Source organism: Streptomyces aureus (genome assembly GCF_000725495.1).
GTDB classification, from domain to species: Bacteria; Actinomycetota; Actinomycetes; order Streptomycetales; family Streptomycetaceae; genus Streptomyces; species Streptomyces aureus_B.
This window is the reverse complement of the sequence record NZ_JNZD01000004.1, coordinates 452,519-470,035: the sequence shown is the minus strand read 5'-3', so window position 1 is coordinate 470,035 and position 17,517 is coordinate 452,519. Positions and strand designations below refer to the sequence as shown.

The following is a 17,517-nucleotide window of genomic DNA, read 5'->3' as shown; positions in this document are numbered from 1 at the left end:
ATCAGCCTCCGATGACGTGGAGCGAGAACCACAGCGCCAGTACGGCGGGAACCAGCGCCGCGGGCACGGCGATCAGGCCCAGCCGGGTGAACTCCTTCAGGTCGACGCCGTGTTCGTGCTGATGCACGATACGTCGCCACAGCAGCGTCGCGAGGGAACCTGCGTACGTGAGGTTGGGGCCGATGTTGACGCCGAGCAGCACGGCCAGCACGGAACCCGCCCCCGAGGGGACGGCCAGCGGCAGCAGGACGAGCACCGCCGGCAGGTTGTTGATCAGGTTCGCCAGGACCGCGGCGAGCGCGGCGACACCGAGGAGCGCGGCCAGCGAGCCGCCCGCCGGAAGCAGGTCGTCGAGGGCGCCGTCCAGCCCGTTGTCGACGACCGCGCGGACCACGATGCCGAGCGCGAGGACGAAGACGAGGAACGACGGCGCGGCGGCGCGCACGACGGTGAGCGGGGTGGTGCGACGGCGGACGAGCGCCCGGCCGGCCAGGACGAGCGCCCCCGCGGCGGCGGACCAGGCCGGGTCGATGCCGACGGCCGAGGCGAGGACGAATCCGGCCAGCGTGCAGCCCACGGTGACCAGGGCGAACAGCGGCAGCTCCGGGGCCTCGCCGGTGTGCTTCAGGGACGCGCCGGCCGCGAGGTCGACGGCGAAGAACCGCCGGAAGACCAGGTACTCGGCGCCGATCGCGACCAGCCAGGGCAGCACCATCAGCGCGGCGAACCGGGTGAAGCTCAGTCCGCTGGCGCTGAACGCCAGCAGGTTGGTGAGGTTGGAGACCGGCAGCAGCAGCGAGGCGGTGTTCGACAGATGGGTGCACGCGTACACGTGCGGCTTCGGGCGGGCGCCCATCCGCGCGGCCGTCGCGAACACGACCGGGGTGAGGAGCACGATGGTGGCGTCCAGGCTGAGCACCGCCGTGATCGCGGAGGCGAGCACGAACACCGCGGTCAGCAGCCGGCCGGGCCGTCCCGCGGCCCAGCGCGCCATCCAGGCCCCGCACGCCTGGAACAGCCCCTCGTCGTCGCAGTACTTGGCCAGGACGAGGACGGCCGCCAGGAAGCCGATCACCGGCCCCAGATGGGCCGCCTCGGCGCTGGCGTGGTCGACGGAGATCGCCCCGGTGGCCAGCGCCAGCCCCGCGGCGGGCACGGCCACGACGGCCTCCGGCCAGCCGAACGGCCGTACCACGGCGCAGACCAGGACGGCCGCGAGGAGGACGACGGACAGCGTCTCGGCGAGCGGGCCGCCGAGCGCCGCGGCCAGGACCGCACCCGTCGCGCCGGGATGCGGCGCGGGCACGCCGGTGCCGGGCCCGGCGGAGACCGCCACGGCGAGCCGGGCGCCGGGTCCGGCGGACAGGAGGTCGGTGAGCGGGGTGCCGGGTCCGGTGGACAGGGCCTCGGTGAGCCGGGTGCCGGCCGCGCCGGGGATGCCTTGGACGAGCGGGCTGTACAGGATGGTGTCCTCCGGGCGGTGATGGCGGCACCCTCCATCACATCAGACCGGGCCCCGGCCGCCCGTCAACGCCCTCCCGCCGCGCCCTCGCGCCGACCCGGGCTTCGTGCACCGAGCGTCCCTCACTCCTCGCCGAGGAGGGACAGCTCCGCCCAGATCGTCTTGCCGTCGGGGGTGTGCCGGCTGCCCCAGCGCTGGGTGAGCTGGGCGACGAGGAGCAGTCCGCGGCCGCCCTCGTCGAAGGTCTTCGCCCGGCGCAGATGCGGAGCGGTGTGACTGCTGTCCGAGACCTCGCAGATCAGCGTCTCGGAGTCGTGGATGAGCCGCAGCCGGATGGGCGGTTCGCCGTAGCGGATGGCGTTGGTGACCAGCTCGCTCACCACCAGCTCGGCGGTGAACGTGGCCACGGTCAGCCCCCAGACCTCCAGCTGGTCGGAGACCTGCTTGCGGATCGGCGCGACCAGGGCCGGGTCGGCGGGGATGCGCCAGGTGGCCACGTCGGACGCGGCGAGCCCCTGGGTGCGGGCGAGCAGCAGCGCCACGTCGTCCGGCGCGCCGCCCGCGGGAAGCAGCGCCTGGAGGATCGCGTGGGCCGCCTCCTCCAGGTCGCGCGACGACTCCTGAAGGGCCCGGCAGAACAGCTGCAGGCCCGCGGCCACGTCCCGGTGCCTGCTCTCCAGCAGACCGTCCGTGTACAGCGCGAGCACCGTGCCCTCGTCCAGGTCGAGTTCGACCGACTCGTAGGGCAGCCCGCCCACGCCGAGCGCCGGGCCGGGCGCCACGTCGATCTGCCGGGGCGGCCCGTCGGGCGGCTGGACGACGGGCGGCGGATGGCCCGCGCTGGCGAGCGTGCAGCGCCGGGAGACCGGGTCGTACACGGCGTACAGACAGGTGGCGCCCACCTCTCCGGTGGTCCCCTCCGCACCGGCCTCGGCCGACAGCCGCACCACGAGGTCGTCGAGGTGGGTGAGCAGCTCGTCCGGCGCCAGGTCGATGTCGGCGAGCGTCCGCACGGCGGTGCGCAGCCGGCCCATCGTCGCCGAGGCCTGGATGCCGTTGCCGATGACGTCGCCGACGACCATGGCCACGCGCATCCCGGACAGCGGGATCACGTCGAACCAGTCGCCGCCGACCCCGGCGCGCGCCGCGGGCAGATAGCGCGACGCCGCCTCCAGGGCGGCCGTCCGCGGGAGCGACTGGGGGAGGAGGCTGCGCTGCAGGGCCAGCGCGGTCTGCCGCTCGCGGGAGTAGCGGCGGGCGTTGTCGATGCAGACGGCGGCCCGGGCGGTGACCTCCTCGGCGAGCAGCACGTCGTCGGCGGTGAACGGGTCGGGCCGGCGGAAGCGGCTGAGGACGACGACCCCGAGGGTCCGCCCGCGGGCCCGGACGGGCACCGACATCGTGCTGTGGACGCCGTACTCCCGGACGTGCCCGCCCCGCCGGCCGTCCCAGGTGAGCCATTCCTCCAGCGTGCCGGACGCGTTGGGGGTGACGAGGGGACGGCCCGCGGTCAGCGAGTCGGCCTGGGGCGAGGACACCGGGTAGACGTCGGTCTCACCCGGCGTCACGACCGCCTCCGGGGTGCCCGGGTTCACCGAGAGATGGGCGGCGCGGCGCAGGGTGACCGGGGCGGGGGGCGGCCCGACGCGGTACTCGCCCCCGTTCTCCGGCGGGTCCAGCAGATCGACGCTGACAAAGTCGGCGAGGGCGGGAACGCAGACCTCGGTCAGCTCCTGAGCCGTCCGGGTGACGTCCAGGGTGGTGCCGATCCGCACGCTCGCCTCGTTGACCAGCTGGAGCCGCTCACGGGCACGGAACTGCTCGGTGAAGTCGTGCGCGGCCACGCACACGCCGATGACCCGTCCGTGGGTGTCCTTCAGCGGGGCGATCCGCGCGAGCCAGTGGTGCGCCCGGTCCTCGCCGCCGGCCCGCGCGTACGTCTCCACCGCGCGCGCCCGGCCGGAGGCGAGCACCTCGGCCATCTCGCGCTCCACCCGCTCGCCGGCCGGCCGGGAGCCGATCTCGGAGACCCTCAGGCCCCGGATGCGTTCCTCGGGCAGGCCGATCACCTCGGCCATGGCGTCGTTCACGCCGTACAGCCGCAGCCGCTCGTCGTAGACGGCCAGGGCGCAGGGCGCCTGCGCCAGGACCGCGCCGGTCAGCGGGTCCTCCGGGTCGCGCGGCCCACGGGCCTCCAGCGGGGTGAGCACGAGCCAGTCGCCGGCCGGCTCCAGGGCATGGGCGAGCACCCAGACGGACAGGGTCCGGCCGTCGCGGTGACGCAGTTCGAGCACGCCGTCGGCGCGGCCGCCGCCGGACGCCGGGCGCGGGACCGTGGCCCCGGGGGCCAGGAGATCCGCCGCGGGGCGGCCCTCGACCTCCTCGGCGGTGTAGCCGAGGAGCCGGCGGGCGCCCTCGCTCCAGTGGATCAGGGTGCCGTTCCCGGCGATGACCGCCCGTGCGGTGGCGGCCTCGTCGAGAGGGTGGACCGGGCTCATCGTCGCCACTTTCCCTTGTACGCACACTCGCGGTGATCAAGCGCGTCGTCCGGGTTCCAGACTAGTGGGCCAGGTGCCGTCCGCACCCTCGAACGCGACCACGGGACCGGGCGGGGGTGTGCGCGGGAACGGGGTGCGCGCACCCCGTTCAGGGGGTGCGGAGGGAAAGGGGGAAAGCCGCCGTGCACCCCCCGGACCCGGGCCGACTTTTTGACATTCTTTCAATAAGGCTGATCTCACCCGTGCGCCTTGTTGCTGAGGAGTGTGTTGTGCGAGGGTGAGCCTCCCGCGCTTGGTCAAGGGCCGGGTCTGAATCGCTGTTCGCCATTCCCGGCTGTCGACGAGCTCAAGAGGCTCCCTGCGCGACGGTCGCCGCACGGCCTTCGTCCCCGGCCGTTTTCCCGGCGCTCCGTCAAAAGGTCCACACCAATCGGGACTCCTTTTCGACGGGCAAGCACATCCTGTGTGCCACCTTGCACCTCGGAAGGAACCCGCTCCCGTGCGCACCCCCCACCCGCCGCAGCCCGCCCGTCCGCCGGGCGGATATTTCGGCGAGTCCGACGACGACCTCGCCGCTGTGCTGATAGACGGGACCGAGGCCGACACCGCCCGCGCCGTGGCCCTGCTGACGGCCCGGCACTGGCGACCCGCGTACGACTACGCGGTGATCTGCCTCGCCACCTCGTCGCGGGTCGCCTCCCTGGTCGCCGAGGCTTCCTTCCAGTACGTCCTGGACGGTATCGGCGAGGGCGAACCGGCTCTCGCGCTGCGCCCCTGGCTCCTGGTGACCGTACGGGACACGGTCCGCAACTGGGCGGCGGACGACCGGATATGCGAGGCGCTGCCGGCGCTGCGGAAACCCGCGGGAGGCCGCGGTATGCGCGCCGCGAAGTCCATGACGGCCGAAAACCGTGTGCTCGCGGAACACGCTTTCCTCGCCCTTCCGGGCGCCGCCCGGTGCCTGTTGTGGCATACCGAGGTGGAGAACGAGTCGCTGTCCGTTCCGGGCGGTCTTCTGGGCATGGACGAGCCCACCGCCGTCGCCGCCTGGGAACAGGCCCGCGAACAATTCCGCCAAGGCTGTCTGCGGGCTCATATGGAGTTCGCCCCGACGAGGGAATGCCGTTTCCACAACCGGCTCCTCGACGTGCCGATCCGGCGCGGCGCGGCCCTGCTGCCGGAAGTCCGCCGTCATCTGACGGAGTGCTCGTACTGCCGCCACGCGGCGGCGCAACTCGGCCATTTCGAGGGCGGTCTCGGCCTTCTGATCGCCGAGTCCGTGCTCGGCTGGGGAGCCCGCCGCTACCACGACTCCCGTCGGCCCCGCACCCGGCAGATGCTGCGGTCCCGGGGCGCCTCCCCGGCGGCGGGCCGCCGGGGGCGTGCCGGTGAACGCCCCGGGAAGAGCGGGCGGCCCCTGGACGAGGGACGCCCGGCGCGCCGCGATCGGGCCGGGCAGGCCGAAGGCCCCGGGGACGACCCGCGCCCCGTGGACGGCGAAAGCTTCGTGGGCGGCGAGAGCTTCGTGACCGACGAGAGCTTCGTGGACCCCGTGCACCCCGGCGCCGAGGGCACCCCCGCGGGCCCGGGGCCCGCCGGAGGCACCACGGCTCCCGCGGGCGGCGGACGCCCCGCTACGGGCGCGCGGCGCCGTCCGCAGCCGCTGTTCGGGTCGACGGGACGCAGGGCCGCCCGGTCGGCGGAGGGGTCGCAGCAGGCGCTGGTCACCGGCGCCGGGCTGTCGGCCGCGCTCCTGGCGACCGTCCTCGCGGTCAGCCTGTGGCCGAACGAGGAGGGCGGCACCGACGCCGCCGCCTCCATCGGCGCGAGCAGCAGCCGGACCCTGTCACCCACCCAGGACGCCGGGGCCGTGCCCTCCACGGCGGCCACACCGCCCACCGCGACCGGGATGAACGTCAAGGGCGAGCACGACCGGCTGCGCAACGTGGACGCCGGTCTGTGCCTCGACGTCCGGGACGGCCGGGCCGTGCGGGGCGCCGAGGCCACCCTGGACGCGTGCTCGTCCGCCGCGACCCAGCAATGGGTGCACGAGCGCGACGGACGGCTGCGCAGCGCCGCCGACGGGCGACTGTGCCTCGACGCGCGGTCGGACGACGGCGTGCTGCTCCTCGACCGCTGCGCGGGCGACGGCGACGAGCGGCGCGAGGATCAGCTCTACACCCTCACGTCCGAGGGCGAGATCCTCTCCCGCGGTCGCGGCGGACTGGCCGTCGCGCCCGCGTCCAAGCACTCCGGCGCCGACATCGTGGTCAAGGTGCGCGACTACTCCGAGATACAGCGCTGGCGGACCGAGCGCCCGTAGGGGGCTCCCGGTCCGCCCGGTGTCCGCCGGCCTGCCGTGGTTACGAGACGACGTCCCGGGGCGGCTTGCCCGCGATGAAGTCCGCCGCGTTCTGCACGGCCGCGAGCGCGATCCGTACGAGCGTCTCCCGGGTGACACCGGCGACGTGCGGGGAGAGCACGACGTTCGGCGCCTTGAGCAACCGCAGGGCCGGGGTGGGCGGTTCGGGGTCGAAGACGTCGAGCCCGGCTCCGGCGAGGGCGCCCGCGTGCAGCGCGTCCGCGAGGGCGTCCTGGTCGATCAGGGCGCCCCGTGAGGTGTTGACGACGAACGCGGTCGGCTTCAGCAGCGCGAGCCGTTCGGCGTTCAGCAGGTGGCGGGTCGCCTCGGTGAGCGGCGCGTGCAGGGTGACGTAGTCCGCCACGCGCAGCAGTTCCTCCAGTTCGACATGGCGGGCGCCGAGCCGGGCCTCGGTCTCGGCGGACGCGGGTGTGGGTCCGGCGTAGACGATGCTCATGTCGAAGGCGGCCGCGCGGCGGGCGACCTCCTCGCCGATGTGACCGAGTCCCACGATGCCGAGCGTCTTGCCGGACAGTTCGGTGATCGACTGCTGGAGCCGGGGCAGCGCCCAGTCCGCCTCCGCCAACGCGGTGTGGGCGGGCACCAGTTGCTTGGCCAGGGCGAGCATGAGGGCGAAGGTCTGCTCGGCCACGTTCTGCTTCTCGGCGCCGCTGGAGCCGATGTTGCACACGGGCACGCCCCGTTCGCGCGCCGCGTCCAGATCGACGTAGTCGAAGCCGTGGCTCGCGCACTGGACGAGTTCCAACTCCGGTGCGGCCGCCATGTGTTCGGCGGTCACCGGGCCGAGGCCGGTCACCACGACATGGGCCTCCCGCAACGCGGCGGGGTCCTCGTCCGCCGTCTCCACGACGGTGACGCGGGCCTGCCCGGGGAAGAGCGTGGCGAGCGCGGCTCCCGCCGTCCGGCCGCCCACGTGCGGGGAGACGACGGCAAGCACGTTCTTGGTCTCGGTCATGCGTTGTCCTCGATCAGGTCGTCGGGGCCGACGGTGGCCGGGCGGGCGTGCCCGGACAGGGCCAGGGTGAGATCGAACTCGGCGAGCAGGCAGCGGACCACGTGCTCGACGCCCGCCTGTCCGTCGAGGGCGAGGCCGTAGGCGTAGGGACGTCCCACGAGCACGGCCCGGGCGCCGAGGGCGAGCGCCTTGAAGACGTCGTCGCCGGTGCGGACGCCGCTGTCGAAGAGGACGGTGAGCCGGTCGCCGACCGCCGCCGCCACCCGGGGCAGCGCGTCGGCGGCCGCGACGGACCCCGCCACCTGCCGGCCGCCGTGGTTGGAGACCACCACGCCGTCCATCCCGGCGTCGGCGGCGTGCCGGGCGTCGTCCGGGTGCAGGATGCCCTTCAGGACGATCGGCCCGTCCCAGTTCTCCCGCAGGAACGCCAGGTCGGGCCAGGTCTTGCCGGGGTCCGCGAACATGCTCACGAAGTGCATCACGGCCGCGTTCGGGTCCTCGTGCACGGGCTTGGCGAGCCCCGCCCGGAACGCCGGGTCGGAGAAGTAGTTGGCGGTGCCCACGCCGTGCAGGAACGGCAGGTACGCCTGGTCCAGGTCGCGCGGGCGCCACGCCAGCAGCGGGGTGTCCAGGGTGACGAAGAGCGCGGTGAACCCGGCCGCCTTCGCCCGGTCCAGGAAGCTGCGGGTGACCTCGCGGTCCTTCGCCCAGTACAGCTGGAACCAGCGCTCGCCGTCCCCCATGGCCTCGGCGACCTGCTCCATCGGGGTGCTGGAGGCCGAGGACAGGACGTACGGGACGCCCTGCGCGGCGGCTGCGCGGGCGGCCGCGCACTCCGCGTCCGGATGCATGATCGACAGCACGCCGATCGGCGCGAGCGCCAGCGGCGCGGGCAGCGGGCGCCCGAGCACCTCCACGGACAGGTCGCGGTCGTGGACGTCCCGCAGCATGCGCGGCACGATCCGGCGCCGGGCGAGGGCCTCCCGGTTGGCCCGCGCGGTGCTCCCGTCGCCCGCGCTCCCCGCCACGTAGCCGACCGGACCGGGGCCGAGCCGCCGCTCGGTCAGCTCCTCCAGCCGGGTCAGATCGGTGGGCAGCCGCGGCACGGCACCCGTCATCCCGTTCAAGTAGATCTCGTACTGGAAGTCGGCCCAGTGCTTCGCCATCCGTACGTCCCGCCTCTCGTCCCCAAGACCGCGCTGTACGAGGTCGATCCTGGCGAGGGTGACAAGTTCCGTCCACCGTGGTGCGCACACCGTGCGGCTGGAATCATCACGGTGTGACAAACGAGCCGTCCGGGATCCGCGAGCGCGTCCGGCAGGAGATGGTCGCCGACCCGCGGGTGGTCGAGGCGATCGTCGCCGCGGTCCACGAACAGGTCCCGGTGTACGCGGCGCTCGACGACAGCCGGCTCCCCGAGGTACGGGCCATCGCGGCCTGGGGCCTGGAGAGGCTGCTGCACCTGTGGGCCACCGACGGCACGCTGGGGCCGGCCGACCTGAGGCGCTTCCGGGGCATCGCCTCGGCCCGGGCGGCGGACGGGCGCCCGGTGCGGGCGGTGCTGCGGGCCTACCGGGTCGCCGGCACCGTCCTGACGGACGAGGTCGCCGCCCGCGCGCCCGGCCTCGGCGCCGCCGACGCCTTCGCGCTGGCCCGCATGCTCCTCGTCAGCCTCGACACCCTCTCCGAGGAGATGGCCACCGCCTACGCCGCCACCAGCGAGGACCTGGCGGGCGACCGCGACAGGGCGCTGCGACTGCTGCTCGACGACCTGATCGCCGGCCGGCACGCCTCGGTCGGCGCGCTCACCGACCGCTGCGCGCGGCTCGGGGTCCAGCTCCCGGACCCCTGCTGTCTGCTGGTGGCGGAGCCGGCCTCGGCGGAGCGTCCCGACGCCGCCCACGGGACGGCCACGGACCTGCTCGACGCGCTCGCCGGGCCCGGTGACGAGGCGACGCCCCTGGCGACGGTACGGGGCTCACGGGCCGTCCTGCTGCTGCCGCTCGCGGCGGCGGCGAAGGCGGGCGCGGTCCTGGGCGAGCGGTCCTGGCGCGGGTGCGCCGTCACCGGCGAGGGCCTGGACCGGATCGCCCTCGCGCACCGGCTGGCCGCCGACGCCCTCGACACCGCCCCCGCCCACGCCCATCGGCCCGGGCACGTGCTCACCGACGCCGACGCGCAGGTCCTCGCGCTGCTCGCCGGGCGTCCGGCCGCCGCGCCGGGCCAGATCGCGCGGCTGGTGCTGGGACCGCTCACCGAGGCCGCCCAGGGGCATCTGCTGGACGCCCTCGCGGCGTACCTCGACGCGGGCTCGGCGAACGCCGCGGCGCGGGCCCTGCACCTGCATCCGCAGTCCCTGCGCTACCGGCTGCGCCGGGTCCAGGAACTGACCGGCCGCGACCCCCGCGACCCCTGGCACCGGCTCACGCTGGACATCGCCCGCACGGTCCGCGACCGGGGACCCCGCGATCCGGACAGATGACGTACCACCGGGCGCGGTGACCCGGCGGGGGTGGCCGGAAGCCGCCGTCCGGGTCGTCGGCCGTCCCGTGGGTGTTCTTCCGACCGGGTCGTTCACGGTCGTCGGCGGCGTCGCCCCGGCCGCGGCTGTCCGGGGCGCCCGGGGTGTGCCCCGGCCGGGTCATTCCCCGTCGTCGTCGCCGGGAGCGTCCCCCGGGTCGGTGTCCGGGCCCTGGGCGCGGACGCGCTGCACCTGCTCCAGCGAGTCGCGCAGGTCGCCCAGCCAGTCGTCCGTGTGCCGCTGCACGAGGCGCACGCACCAGGCCAGGGCGTCGCTGCGGCTGCGGGCGACCCCGGCCGCCACGAGCGTGTCGAGGACCTGGCGCTCGGGCTGGCGCAGACGGGTCATGACGGGGGCGGCGACATGGGTGAACAGGGCGCGTTCGGTGCCGCACTCCACGCCCCAGGAGACCTTCTTGCCGAAGCGGTGCTCCGCCTCGCGGGCGACCTCCATGCGGTCCTCGCGGGTGCGTTCGCGGAACGCCTGGACCCTGCCCGCGCCTCGGACAAGCCCCGTGCCTCGGGCAGGCCCCGGACCGAGAACCCCCTCACCGAAGGACTGATCACCGTGTCCGACGAAGCCGGCGCCCCCACCGGGACGTACCTCACCCTCGACGACGGCCGCCCCGCCGTGCGCTTCGGCCGCGTCCACGACCGGGCCGTCGACCACGTCTGGCGGTTCGTGACCGACCCCGGGGAACTCGCCCGCTGGTTCCCCTCCCGCGCCGAGATCGACCTGCGCCCCGGCGGCACGATCACCTTCAGCGGCGATCCGAACATGCCGGAGTCGACGGGACGCGTCCTCGCCGTCGACCCGCCCCGCCATCTCTCGTTCGCGTGGGGCGGCGACGAACTGCGCTTCGACCTCGAAGCCCTGGGCCCCGGCCGCACCCGCTTCACGCTCACCGACGTGCTCGCCGCCGCGGACACCGCCGCCCGCAACGCCGCCGGCTGGGAGGTGTGCCTGACCGCCCTCGACGCCGCCGTCCGAGGTCAGACCTCCGCGGGCCCGCACGGCGGTGGAAGGGCGGTCTGGAAGGAGATCTACGACGCCTGCGTCGCGGCGGGCTTCCCGTCCGGCGCCCCGGTGCCGGGAGCGGACTGAGACCTCAGGCCAGCTGGCGCCGCACCAGCTCGTGCAGCCGCCCGCCCGTGTCCGCCAGCAGCTCGGCCGGCGGGCCCTGCTGGGCGATCCGGCCGTTCTCCATCACGACGACCCGGTCCGCGTCCAGCACGGTCGACAGCCGGTGCGCGATCACCACCCGGGTCGCGTCCAGCGCCTTGGTGCTCTCGATCACCGTGCGCTGGGTCGCGTTGTCCAGGGCGCTGGTCGCCTCGTCGAAGTAGAGGATGCGCGGCCGGCGTATCAACGCCTGGGCGATCATGAGGCGTTGGCGCTGGCCGCCGGAGAGCGCGCCGGAGCCCGACACCAGGGTGTGCAGCCCCATCGGCATCCGCCGGATGTCGTCGGCCAGGCCCGCCATCTCCGCCGCCTCCATCGCCTCCTCCGGCGTGTACGCCTCGGTGCCGCAGATGCAGTCGAGGAGCGAGCCGGTGAACGGCTGCGCGTGCTGGAGCACCACCCCGCACTGCCGCCGCACGGCGGAGGGGTCCAGGGCCGCCAGGTCCTGGCCGTCGTAGAGCACACTGCCGGACACCGGCTTCTCGAAGCCGATCAGCAGTCGCAGCAGGGTGGACTTGCCGCAGCCGCTCGGGCCCACGATCGCCACGAACTCGCCCGGCCGGACGGCGAACGAGACGTCGTCGAGGACGAGCGGGCCGTCGTCGGCGTACCGGAACGACAGCCGTCGTGCCTCGACCCCTCCGGACAGCACACCGGGGCGCGTACTCGCCCCGCGCACCTCGGGCGCCGCGTCGAGCACCGGCCTGATCTCCTCGAACATCGGCAGCGCGGCCGCCGCCGAGACGAGCGCGCCGGTGATCTGGGCGACCGACGTCAGCAGCATCGTCATCGACGTGTTGAAGGTGAGGAAGTCGGCCGCCGACAGCGAACCGCGGGCCGGACCCGCGAGGAGCATGAACATCAGCAGGGAGCACAGCGGCAGGTACACCGCGCCCATCACCGTCGTCAGGTTCTTGACCCGGCCCACCCGCTGCTGGAGCTCACGGCTGCGGGCGAAGGAGCCCGCCCAGGCCGCGTAGGCGTAGTTCTCGGCCGCCGCGACCCGCAGCTTGGGCAGACCGCGCAGCGTCTGGAAGGCCTGGTTGTTGAGCTTGTTCCCCAGCACCACCAGACGGCGCTGCCCGCGCACCTGCCACAGGCCGAGCCCCAGGAACAGGGCGGCCACGACCACGAGCATGCCGATCGCGGCCAGCGCCATCGGCACGCTGTACCAGAGCAGCAGACCCAGGTTCATCGCGCCGACCGTGCCCGCCTGCGCGAGCGTGGGGCCGATCCCCGCCAGCAGCCGGCGGATCGCGCTCACCCCCATCGCCGCGCTCGCGAGCTCACCGGTCGAGCGGGTGGTGAAGAACGCGGTGGGCAGCCTCAGCAGCCGGTCCCACACCGCCGGCTGGAGCGTGGCCTCGATCCGGCCCTCCAGTCGCAGCAGGGTGAGGTTCTGCAGCAGCATGAACGCCGCCGACACCACGCTCGTGACCATCAGCGCGAGACAGACCTGCGCGATCGGCCCGTGCTCGGCCCGCGGCACGTAGTCGCCGAGCACCCGGCCGGTCGCGACGGGCACCAGCGCCCCGATCGCCACCGTCACCAGCGAGGCGACCGCGAGGTTCCGCAGATCCCCGCCCGTGCCGGTGAGGCAGAACCGCAGCAGCCCCAGCGGTCCGAGCCGGCGCTCGGGCAGCGGCCGGTAGAGCATCACGCCCCGCGGCTCGAACTCCGTCGCGTTGGCCTTCTCGACCGGTGTCTCCCGTCCGGACGACGGGGCCACGGCCACATAGCCGCCGCGCCGCCACAGCAGGGCGACCGGCGCCCCGGACACCGCGCGGGTGCCGACCAGCGGGCCGATGTCGTCACGCCACCAGCGCCCGTCGAGACGGACGGCGCGGGTGCGCAGCCGGGCGGCGAGCGCGATCCGCTCGACCGGGTCGATCCGTTCGCTCTCCGTGCCGGCGGCCGGCCGTTCGGCCAGGGTGATCCCGGCCGCCCGGGCGACCAGCTCGCAGGCCGCGTACGTGGCGTCGGTCTCGGCCGCGGTCGGGCGCTTCGCCGGCTTCCTGCCGATCGAGGCGATCAGGGTGCGGTCGGCCTGGTCGCGGACGGCCTCGCCGGCTCTGATGCCCGCCGCCGCGCGGTCCTCGTGACCGGCCTCCAGCTCCTCGATCCAGCGGTCCAGCGTGGACAGCAGCCGGTACTGCCGGTCGACCATGCCCTGCCAGACACCGGAGTCCATCAGCAGATCGGCCGCGGCCTCGGCCCCGTAGAGCCCGCCGTACTGCACGCTCCCCGGCGGGACGCTCATCCAGAACACGTCGTCGTCGGTGAGCGCCGCGGAGTACTCGCCGGCCGTCGGCGCCTGGAGGAGAACGGAGAGACCGCGCCCGACGCCGAGCGCGAGCGCGTGCTCCAGCGGGCTCGAGGCCGGCGGCACCAACTGCGGGTTGCCGTAGGCGTCGTACGACCAGGTCGGGGCCTCGGGCGGCCGGTGCAGCTCGCGCAGGGCGATCCGGCGCAGCTCGCAGCCGCGCAACGGCCGCCCCACCAGCGTGTGCTGAGGCCCCGTCACCGGACCGAGCAGCAGGGAACCCGGCTCCAGCCGGCCCAGGTGGTGCCAGTGACCCCGCTGGGCGGCGTCGACCGCGAACAGGTCCATGGCACCCGCCACCACCAGCCACAGGACCTGCGGGCCCTCCAGATCGAGACGGCTCAGACCCTCCAGCCCGACCGGCGTTCCCATGCCGCCCAGCGCGCCGAGCACCACGTCCTGCCCGTGGACGCCTTCGTCGACCGTGGTCATCTCAACGCTCCCTGACCAGACCGGCGTACGGGCCGCCGGCCGCCACCAGTGCCTCGTGCCGCCCGCGTTCCACGACCGAGCCGTGTTCGAGCACGACGATCTCGTCGCTGTCCCGTACGGTGCTGAGCCGGTGGGCGATCACCACGCAGGCGCAGCCGCGCCGGCGCAGGTTGTCCATGACGGTCTGCTCCGTCTCCGCGTCCAGGGCGCTGGTCACCTCGTCGAGCACCAGCACGCTGGGCCTGCGCACCAACGCCCGCGCGATCTCCAGGCGTTGTCGCTGGCCTCCGGAGAAGTTCCGGCCGTCCTGCTCGACCCGGCTGTGGATCCCGCCGGGGCGGCGCGCGACGACGTCGTACAGCGCCGCGTCCCGCAGGGCGGCGGTCACCGCGTCGTCGGGGATCGAGGGATCCCACAGGGCCACGTTGTCGCGGACCGTGCCCTCGAAGAGGAACACATCCTGGTCCACGAACGACACGGACGCGGCCAGCGCCCCGCGCGGGATGTCCTCCAGCCGCCGGCCGTCGATGCGGATCGTGCCCTCCCAGGGTGTGTACAGGCCCGAGACCAGCCGGGACACCGTCGACTTGCCGCTGCCCGAGCCCCCGACCAGGGCGACCTGGCGGCCCGGGCCGACCGTCAGCGAGAACCCCTTGAGGAGCGGTTCGTCCAGCGGGCTGTAGCCGAAGGTGATGTTCTCCAGCTCCACCTCGCCGCGCAGCCGCCGGGTGGAGCCGTCGGCGCCCGGACGGGCGTAGAGCGGGTCGGCCCGGAAGTTCTCCACGTCCTTGAGCCGGGCCACGTCGGCCGCGAAGTCCTGGACCCGGCCGGCCACGCCGTTGAGCCGCGTGACCGGCGCCGTGAACCGCGTGACCAGGGCCTGGAAGGCGACCAGCAGTCCCACCGAGACCTGTCCCTCGACCGCCCGCAGGCCGCCGATCCACAGGATCAGCGCGCTGTTGAGCATGGCGAGCGTCGGCGCGACGATCCCGAGCCAGGCGCTCGGCACCCCGAGGCGCTGCTGCTCGTCCAGCGTGGTCGCGTGCTGACCCGCCCACTTGCGGAAGTAGCCGTCCTCCCCGCCGGTGGCCTTCATCGTCTCGATCAACTGCAGCCCGGTGTATGCGGTGTTGGTGAGCCGGGCGGTGTCGGCGCGCAGCTTGGCGGTGCGGGTCGCGCGTAGCCGGACCACCACCCGCATGGCCACCACGTTCAGCAGCGCGACCCCGACGCCGACGGCGGTGAGCTGGGGGTCGTAGGTGTAGAGCAGCACGGCGTAGAGGACGACGACGACCGCGTCCACCCCCGCGGCGGCCAGGTCGCGCGCCAGCGTCTCGGCCACCGCGTCGTTCGACTGGAGCCGCTGCACCAGGTCGGCCGGGCTGCGCTGGGAGAAGAAGGTGACCGGCAGCCGCAGCAGATGGCGCAGGAAGCGGGCGCTGGAGAGCGTCGAGGAGATGATCCGGCCGCGCAGCAGGTTCGCCTGCTGCAGCCAGGTCAGCACCACCGTCAGCAGGACGGCGGCGCCCATCGAGGCGAACAGCACGCCGAGCAGCGAGCTCTGACCGCCGATCAGATACTGGTCGATGAACGTCCGGCTCAGCGCGGGCACCGCCGCGCCGACCGCCACCAGCAGCAGACTCGCCAGCACGGCGGCGGGCATCGTGCCCGAAGTGCCGCGCAGCCGGGCCGGCATGGCGCCCAGCACTCCGGGCCTGCGGCCTCCCTTGCGGAATGCGGGACCCGGCTCCATGACCAGGACGACCCCGGTGAAACTGGAGTCGAAGTCGTCCATGGGCACGAAACGACGGCCCTTGCCCGGGTCGTTGACGTACACGCCCCGGCGTCCGAAGCGGCGCCCCGTCCCGTCGTACACGACGTAGTGGTTGAACTCCCAGAACAGGATCGCGGGACCCCGCACCTCGGCGAGCGCGGCCGTGTCCATCTGCATGCCCTTGGCCGTCAGACCGTAACCACGCGCCGCCTTCAGCAGGTTGCTCGCCCGCGAACCGTCGCGGGAGACCCCGCAGGCGATGCGCAGTTCCTCGAGCGGGACGTGCCGGCCGTGGTGTGCGAGCACCATGGCGAGGGACGCGGCACCGCACTCCACGGCCTCCATCTGGAGCACTGTGGGCGTGCGGACGCGCCTGGGTCCGCTGCGGGGCACGGTGCGCCGGGCCGGCTCGGCGGCGCGGCGCCGGCCGCGGCTCTCCCGCGCGGGGCTCACGGCAGGAGCCAGTCGACGGGGCGCTGGCCGGCGAGGCGGATCGAGGCCGTGGCCGGCGTCATGGAGGCCGGCGCGTGCGGCGGCCCGTCCGCGGAGGACCACGTCAGACCGCTGGGGGTGGTGGGGGACCGGTCGAGCCGGACCAGTACGGCCACCGGCCTGCCCTTCTCGCTGAACTGCTCGCCCAGTTGGGCGTCGCCGAGATAGGCGCTGATCTGCTGCCGGGTCTGGGCGGCGGCGCCCACCGCCTTCACATGGCCGCGCAGCACTCCGTACCGCTGGGAGGGCACCGACTGGACGGTGAGGTCGACGGCGGCGTCGGCGGGAATGGAAGGGGCGCTCGCGGCGGACACGTACACCGTCGCGTACAGGGGGTCGCCGGCGTGCGCGACCTTCTCCACGGCGGCCACGTCCGCTCCGGTCGGGATGATGGCGCCGATGGCGGCGGCCAGGGCGGTGACGCGGCCCGCGGCGACCGAGCGCACGACGGCCGTCTCTCCCTGCCGGGTACGCACCTTCAGCACGGGGGCGTTCGCGGGGAGGAGTTCGCCCTCCTTCACGAGGACCGCTGTGACCTGCCCGGCGACCGGGCTCTGCAGGATGTAACTGCCCTGCGCGTGGGTGAGGACGGCGGGTGCGCCGACGGTGGAGGCGACCGTGCCGGTCACGGCCCACACCGAGGCGGCGGCCATGGCGAGAACGGTCACGGCGAGGACGAGCCGGCCCTGCGGGCGGGCGAAGCGCACCGGAAGGTCGAGTTCTTCGGGCGACCGCAGCTTGGCGAGGGCCTGTTGGCGGAACTGCACGGGATGCTTCTCACCTGTTCGAGGGGCGTACGGCACCCGGAAGTCCCGGAACCTGTGGGGCGGTTCCGGGACTCCAGGCGGCGTGAAACGCGATCAGAGACCGGCGACCAGGCCGGTGACCGGGGCGGTGTTCAGGCCGGTCACACCCTCGACGGTGCCGACGGCCGTGCCGACGATGCCGGAGACCGGGGCAACGCCGTCCACCAGACCGGTGACGGTGCCGACGGCGTTCAGCGAGAGGCCACCGGACACGTTGTCGAGGTCGGCGTCGGAGATCTCGGCGGTCTCGACACGGGGGGTGGAGTTCATGACGGAACTTCCCTTCATATGGGTCTTCACAAGGGGGGAGAGCGGCCCCCTCTGGGGGACAGACGACGGCCGCCACCGTGGGTCGCGGTGCGGCTCCCGGGAGCCGCACCGCGACCTCCGCGGTGCCACGGATCAAAGCACGGCCGCTCGCCGGGCTTCCACTCAACCAGGGCTCTCACCTGGGAATTTGTGCTCCAAGAGCGGGGAAGCGTGCAGGGCCGCACACGCGGCTCGGGCCACTTCTTCACATGCTGCGCGGCATCGGTTCATCCGTTCCCTTGCCCCCGCCACGCCGAATCGGACAGTCCCGGCCCATCGGTACACAGGGGGGCGTGCGCGTGTGCAGATCCCCGGACCGGGGTGACCCCGCTGGGCACGGGCTGTGCAGATTCCCTGAATCCGGGATTCCGCCGCGCTTC

The 17,517-nt window shown here is 74.1% G+C and carries 11 protein-coding genes and 1 pseudogene; 3 read left to right on the top strand and 9 right to left on the bottom strand.

Going from position 1 to position 17,517, the window contains the following annotated elements; genetic code table 11:
- Position 1: 1 nt before the first annotated feature.
- Both IO36_RS08195 and IO36_RS08190 read right to left on the bottom strand, forming a co-directional pair.
- Positions 2-1,306 (bottom strand): arsenic transporter, encoded by a 1,305-nt coding sequence (locus IO36_RS08195; protein WP_425535516.1) that lies wholly within the window; start codon positions 1,304-1,306, stop codon positions 2-4.
- Between the two features lie 278 nt (positions 1,307-1,584).
- Positions 1,585-3,960, bottom strand: coding sequence for a SpoIIE family protein phosphatase (locus tag IO36_RS08190; protein ID WP_037617677.1), 2,376 nt, complete (start codon positions 3,958-3,960; stop codon positions 1,585-1,587).
- A 499-nt stretch (positions 3,961-4,459) separates the two neighbouring features.
- On the opposite strand from IO36_RS08190, the gene IO36_RS45800 reads away from it, so the two are divergent.
- On the top strand, positions 4,460-6,283 hold the full coding sequence (locus IO36_RS45800; protein ID WP_051900160.1) for an RICIN domain-containing protein: 1,824 nt from the start codon (positions 4,460-4,462) through the stop codon (positions 6,281-6,283).
- A 40-nt stretch (positions 6,284-6,323) separates the two neighbouring features.
- On the opposite strand, the gene IO36_RS08180 is transcribed toward IO36_RS45800, so the two are convergent.
- Together IO36_RS08180 and IO36_RS08175 are read right to left on the bottom strand one after the other, a co-directional pair.
- Positions 6,324-7,298 carry a 2-hydroxyacid dehydrogenase gene (locus tag IO36_RS08180; RefSeq protein WP_037617675.1) on the bottom strand — a complete coding sequence of 325 codons (975 nt, stop codon included), beginning with the start codon at positions 7,296-7,298 and terminating at the stop codon, positions 6,324-6,326.
- Positions 7,295-8,464: a lactate 2-monooxygenase gene (locus tag IO36_RS08175; RefSeq protein ID WP_037617673.1), complete on the bottom strand. Its 1,170-nt coding sequence runs from the start codon at positions 8,462-8,464 to the stop codon at positions 7,295-7,297. The genes IO36_RS08180 and IO36_RS08175 overlap by 4 nt, the downstream gene beginning before the upstream one ends.
- Before the next feature lie 113 nt (positions 8,465-8,577).
- Between IO36_RS08175 and IO36_RS08170 the strand changes: the two genes are divergently transcribed.
- Positions 8,578-9,780, top strand: a complete 1,203-nt coding sequence (locus IO36_RS08170; protein ID WP_051900159.1) for a PucR family transcriptional regulator — start codon at positions 8,578-8,580, stop codon at positions 9,778-9,780.
- Between the two features lie 159 nt (positions 9,781-9,939).
- Here the strand turns inward: IO36_RS08170 and IO36_RS46745 are convergent.
- Positions 9,940-10,314, bottom strand: a pseudogene (locus tag IO36_RS46745) (hypothetical protein); the annotation flags it as partial.
- Between the two features lie 72 nt (positions 10,315-10,386).
- On the opposite strand from IO36_RS46745, the gene IO36_RS08160 reads away from it, so the two are divergent.
- Complete coding sequence (locus IO36_RS08160) at positions 10,387-10,923, top strand: SRPBCC domain-containing protein (RefSeq protein ID WP_037617672.1); 537 nt, start codon at positions 10,387-10,389, stop codon at positions 10,921-10,923.
- A 4-nt stretch (positions 10,924-10,927) separates the two neighbouring features.
- Here the strand turns inward: IO36_RS08160 and IO36_RS08155 are convergent, their stop codons facing one another.
- The 4 genes from IO36_RS08155 to IO36_RS08140 all read right to left on the bottom strand — a co-directional run bounded on the left by IO36_RS08155 (position 10,928) and on the right by IO36_RS08140 (position 17,098).
- The gene (locus tag IO36_RS08155) at positions 10,928-13,756 is read right to left on the bottom strand and encodes an NHLP bacteriocin export ABC transporter permease/ATPase subunit (protein ID WP_037617670.1); all 2,829 of its coding nucleotides are present in this window, start codon (positions 13,754-13,756) and stop codon (positions 10,928-10,930) included.
- 1 nt (position 13,757) lies between these two features.
- Complete coding sequence (locus tag IO36_RS08150; protein WP_037617668.1) at positions 13,758-15,983, bottom strand: NHLP family bacteriocin export ABC transporter peptidase/permease/ATPase subunit; 2,226 nt, start codon at positions 15,981-15,983, stop codon at positions 13,758-13,760.
- Positions 15,980-16,789: an HlyD family efflux transporter periplasmic adaptor subunit gene (locus IO36_RS08145; RefSeq protein ID WP_037617666.1), complete on the bottom strand. Its 810-nt coding sequence runs from the start codon at positions 16,787-16,789 to the stop codon at positions 15,980-15,982. The genes IO36_RS08150 and IO36_RS08145 overlap by 4 nt, the downstream gene beginning before the upstream one ends.
- Positions 16,790-16,882: 93 nt before the next feature.
- The gene (locus IO36_RS08140) at positions 16,883-17,098 is read right to left on the bottom strand and encodes a hypothetical protein (protein WP_037617663.1); all 216 of its coding nucleotides are present in this window, start codon (positions 17,096-17,098) and stop codon (positions 16,883-16,885) included.
- Positions 17,099-17,517 lie beyond the last annotated feature (419 nt).

What these genes read in the sequence shown, in the direction of transcription:
- IO36_RS08175 (WP_037617673.1), bottom strand. Translation starts at nt 8,464, where the DNA reads ATGGCGAAGCACTGGGCCGACTTCCAGTACGAGATCTACTTGAACGGG.
- IO36_RS08180 (WP_037617675.1), bottom strand. Translation starts at nt 7,298, where the DNA reads ATGACCGAGACCAAGAACGTGCTTGCCGTCGTCTCCCCGCACGTGGGC.
- IO36_RS08140 (WP_037617663.1), bottom strand. Translation starts at nt 17,098, where the DNA reads ATGAACTCCACCCCCCGTGTCGAGACCGCCGAGATCTCCGACGCCGAC.
- IO36_RS08190 (WP_037617677.1), bottom strand. Translation starts at nt 3,960, where the DNA reads ATGAGCCCGGTCCACCCTCTCGACGAGGCCGCCACCGCACGGGCGGTC.
- IO36_RS08155 (WP_037617670.1), bottom strand. Translation starts at nt 13,756, where the DNA reads ATGACCACGGTCGACGAAGGCGTCCACGGGCAGGACGTGGTGCTCGGC.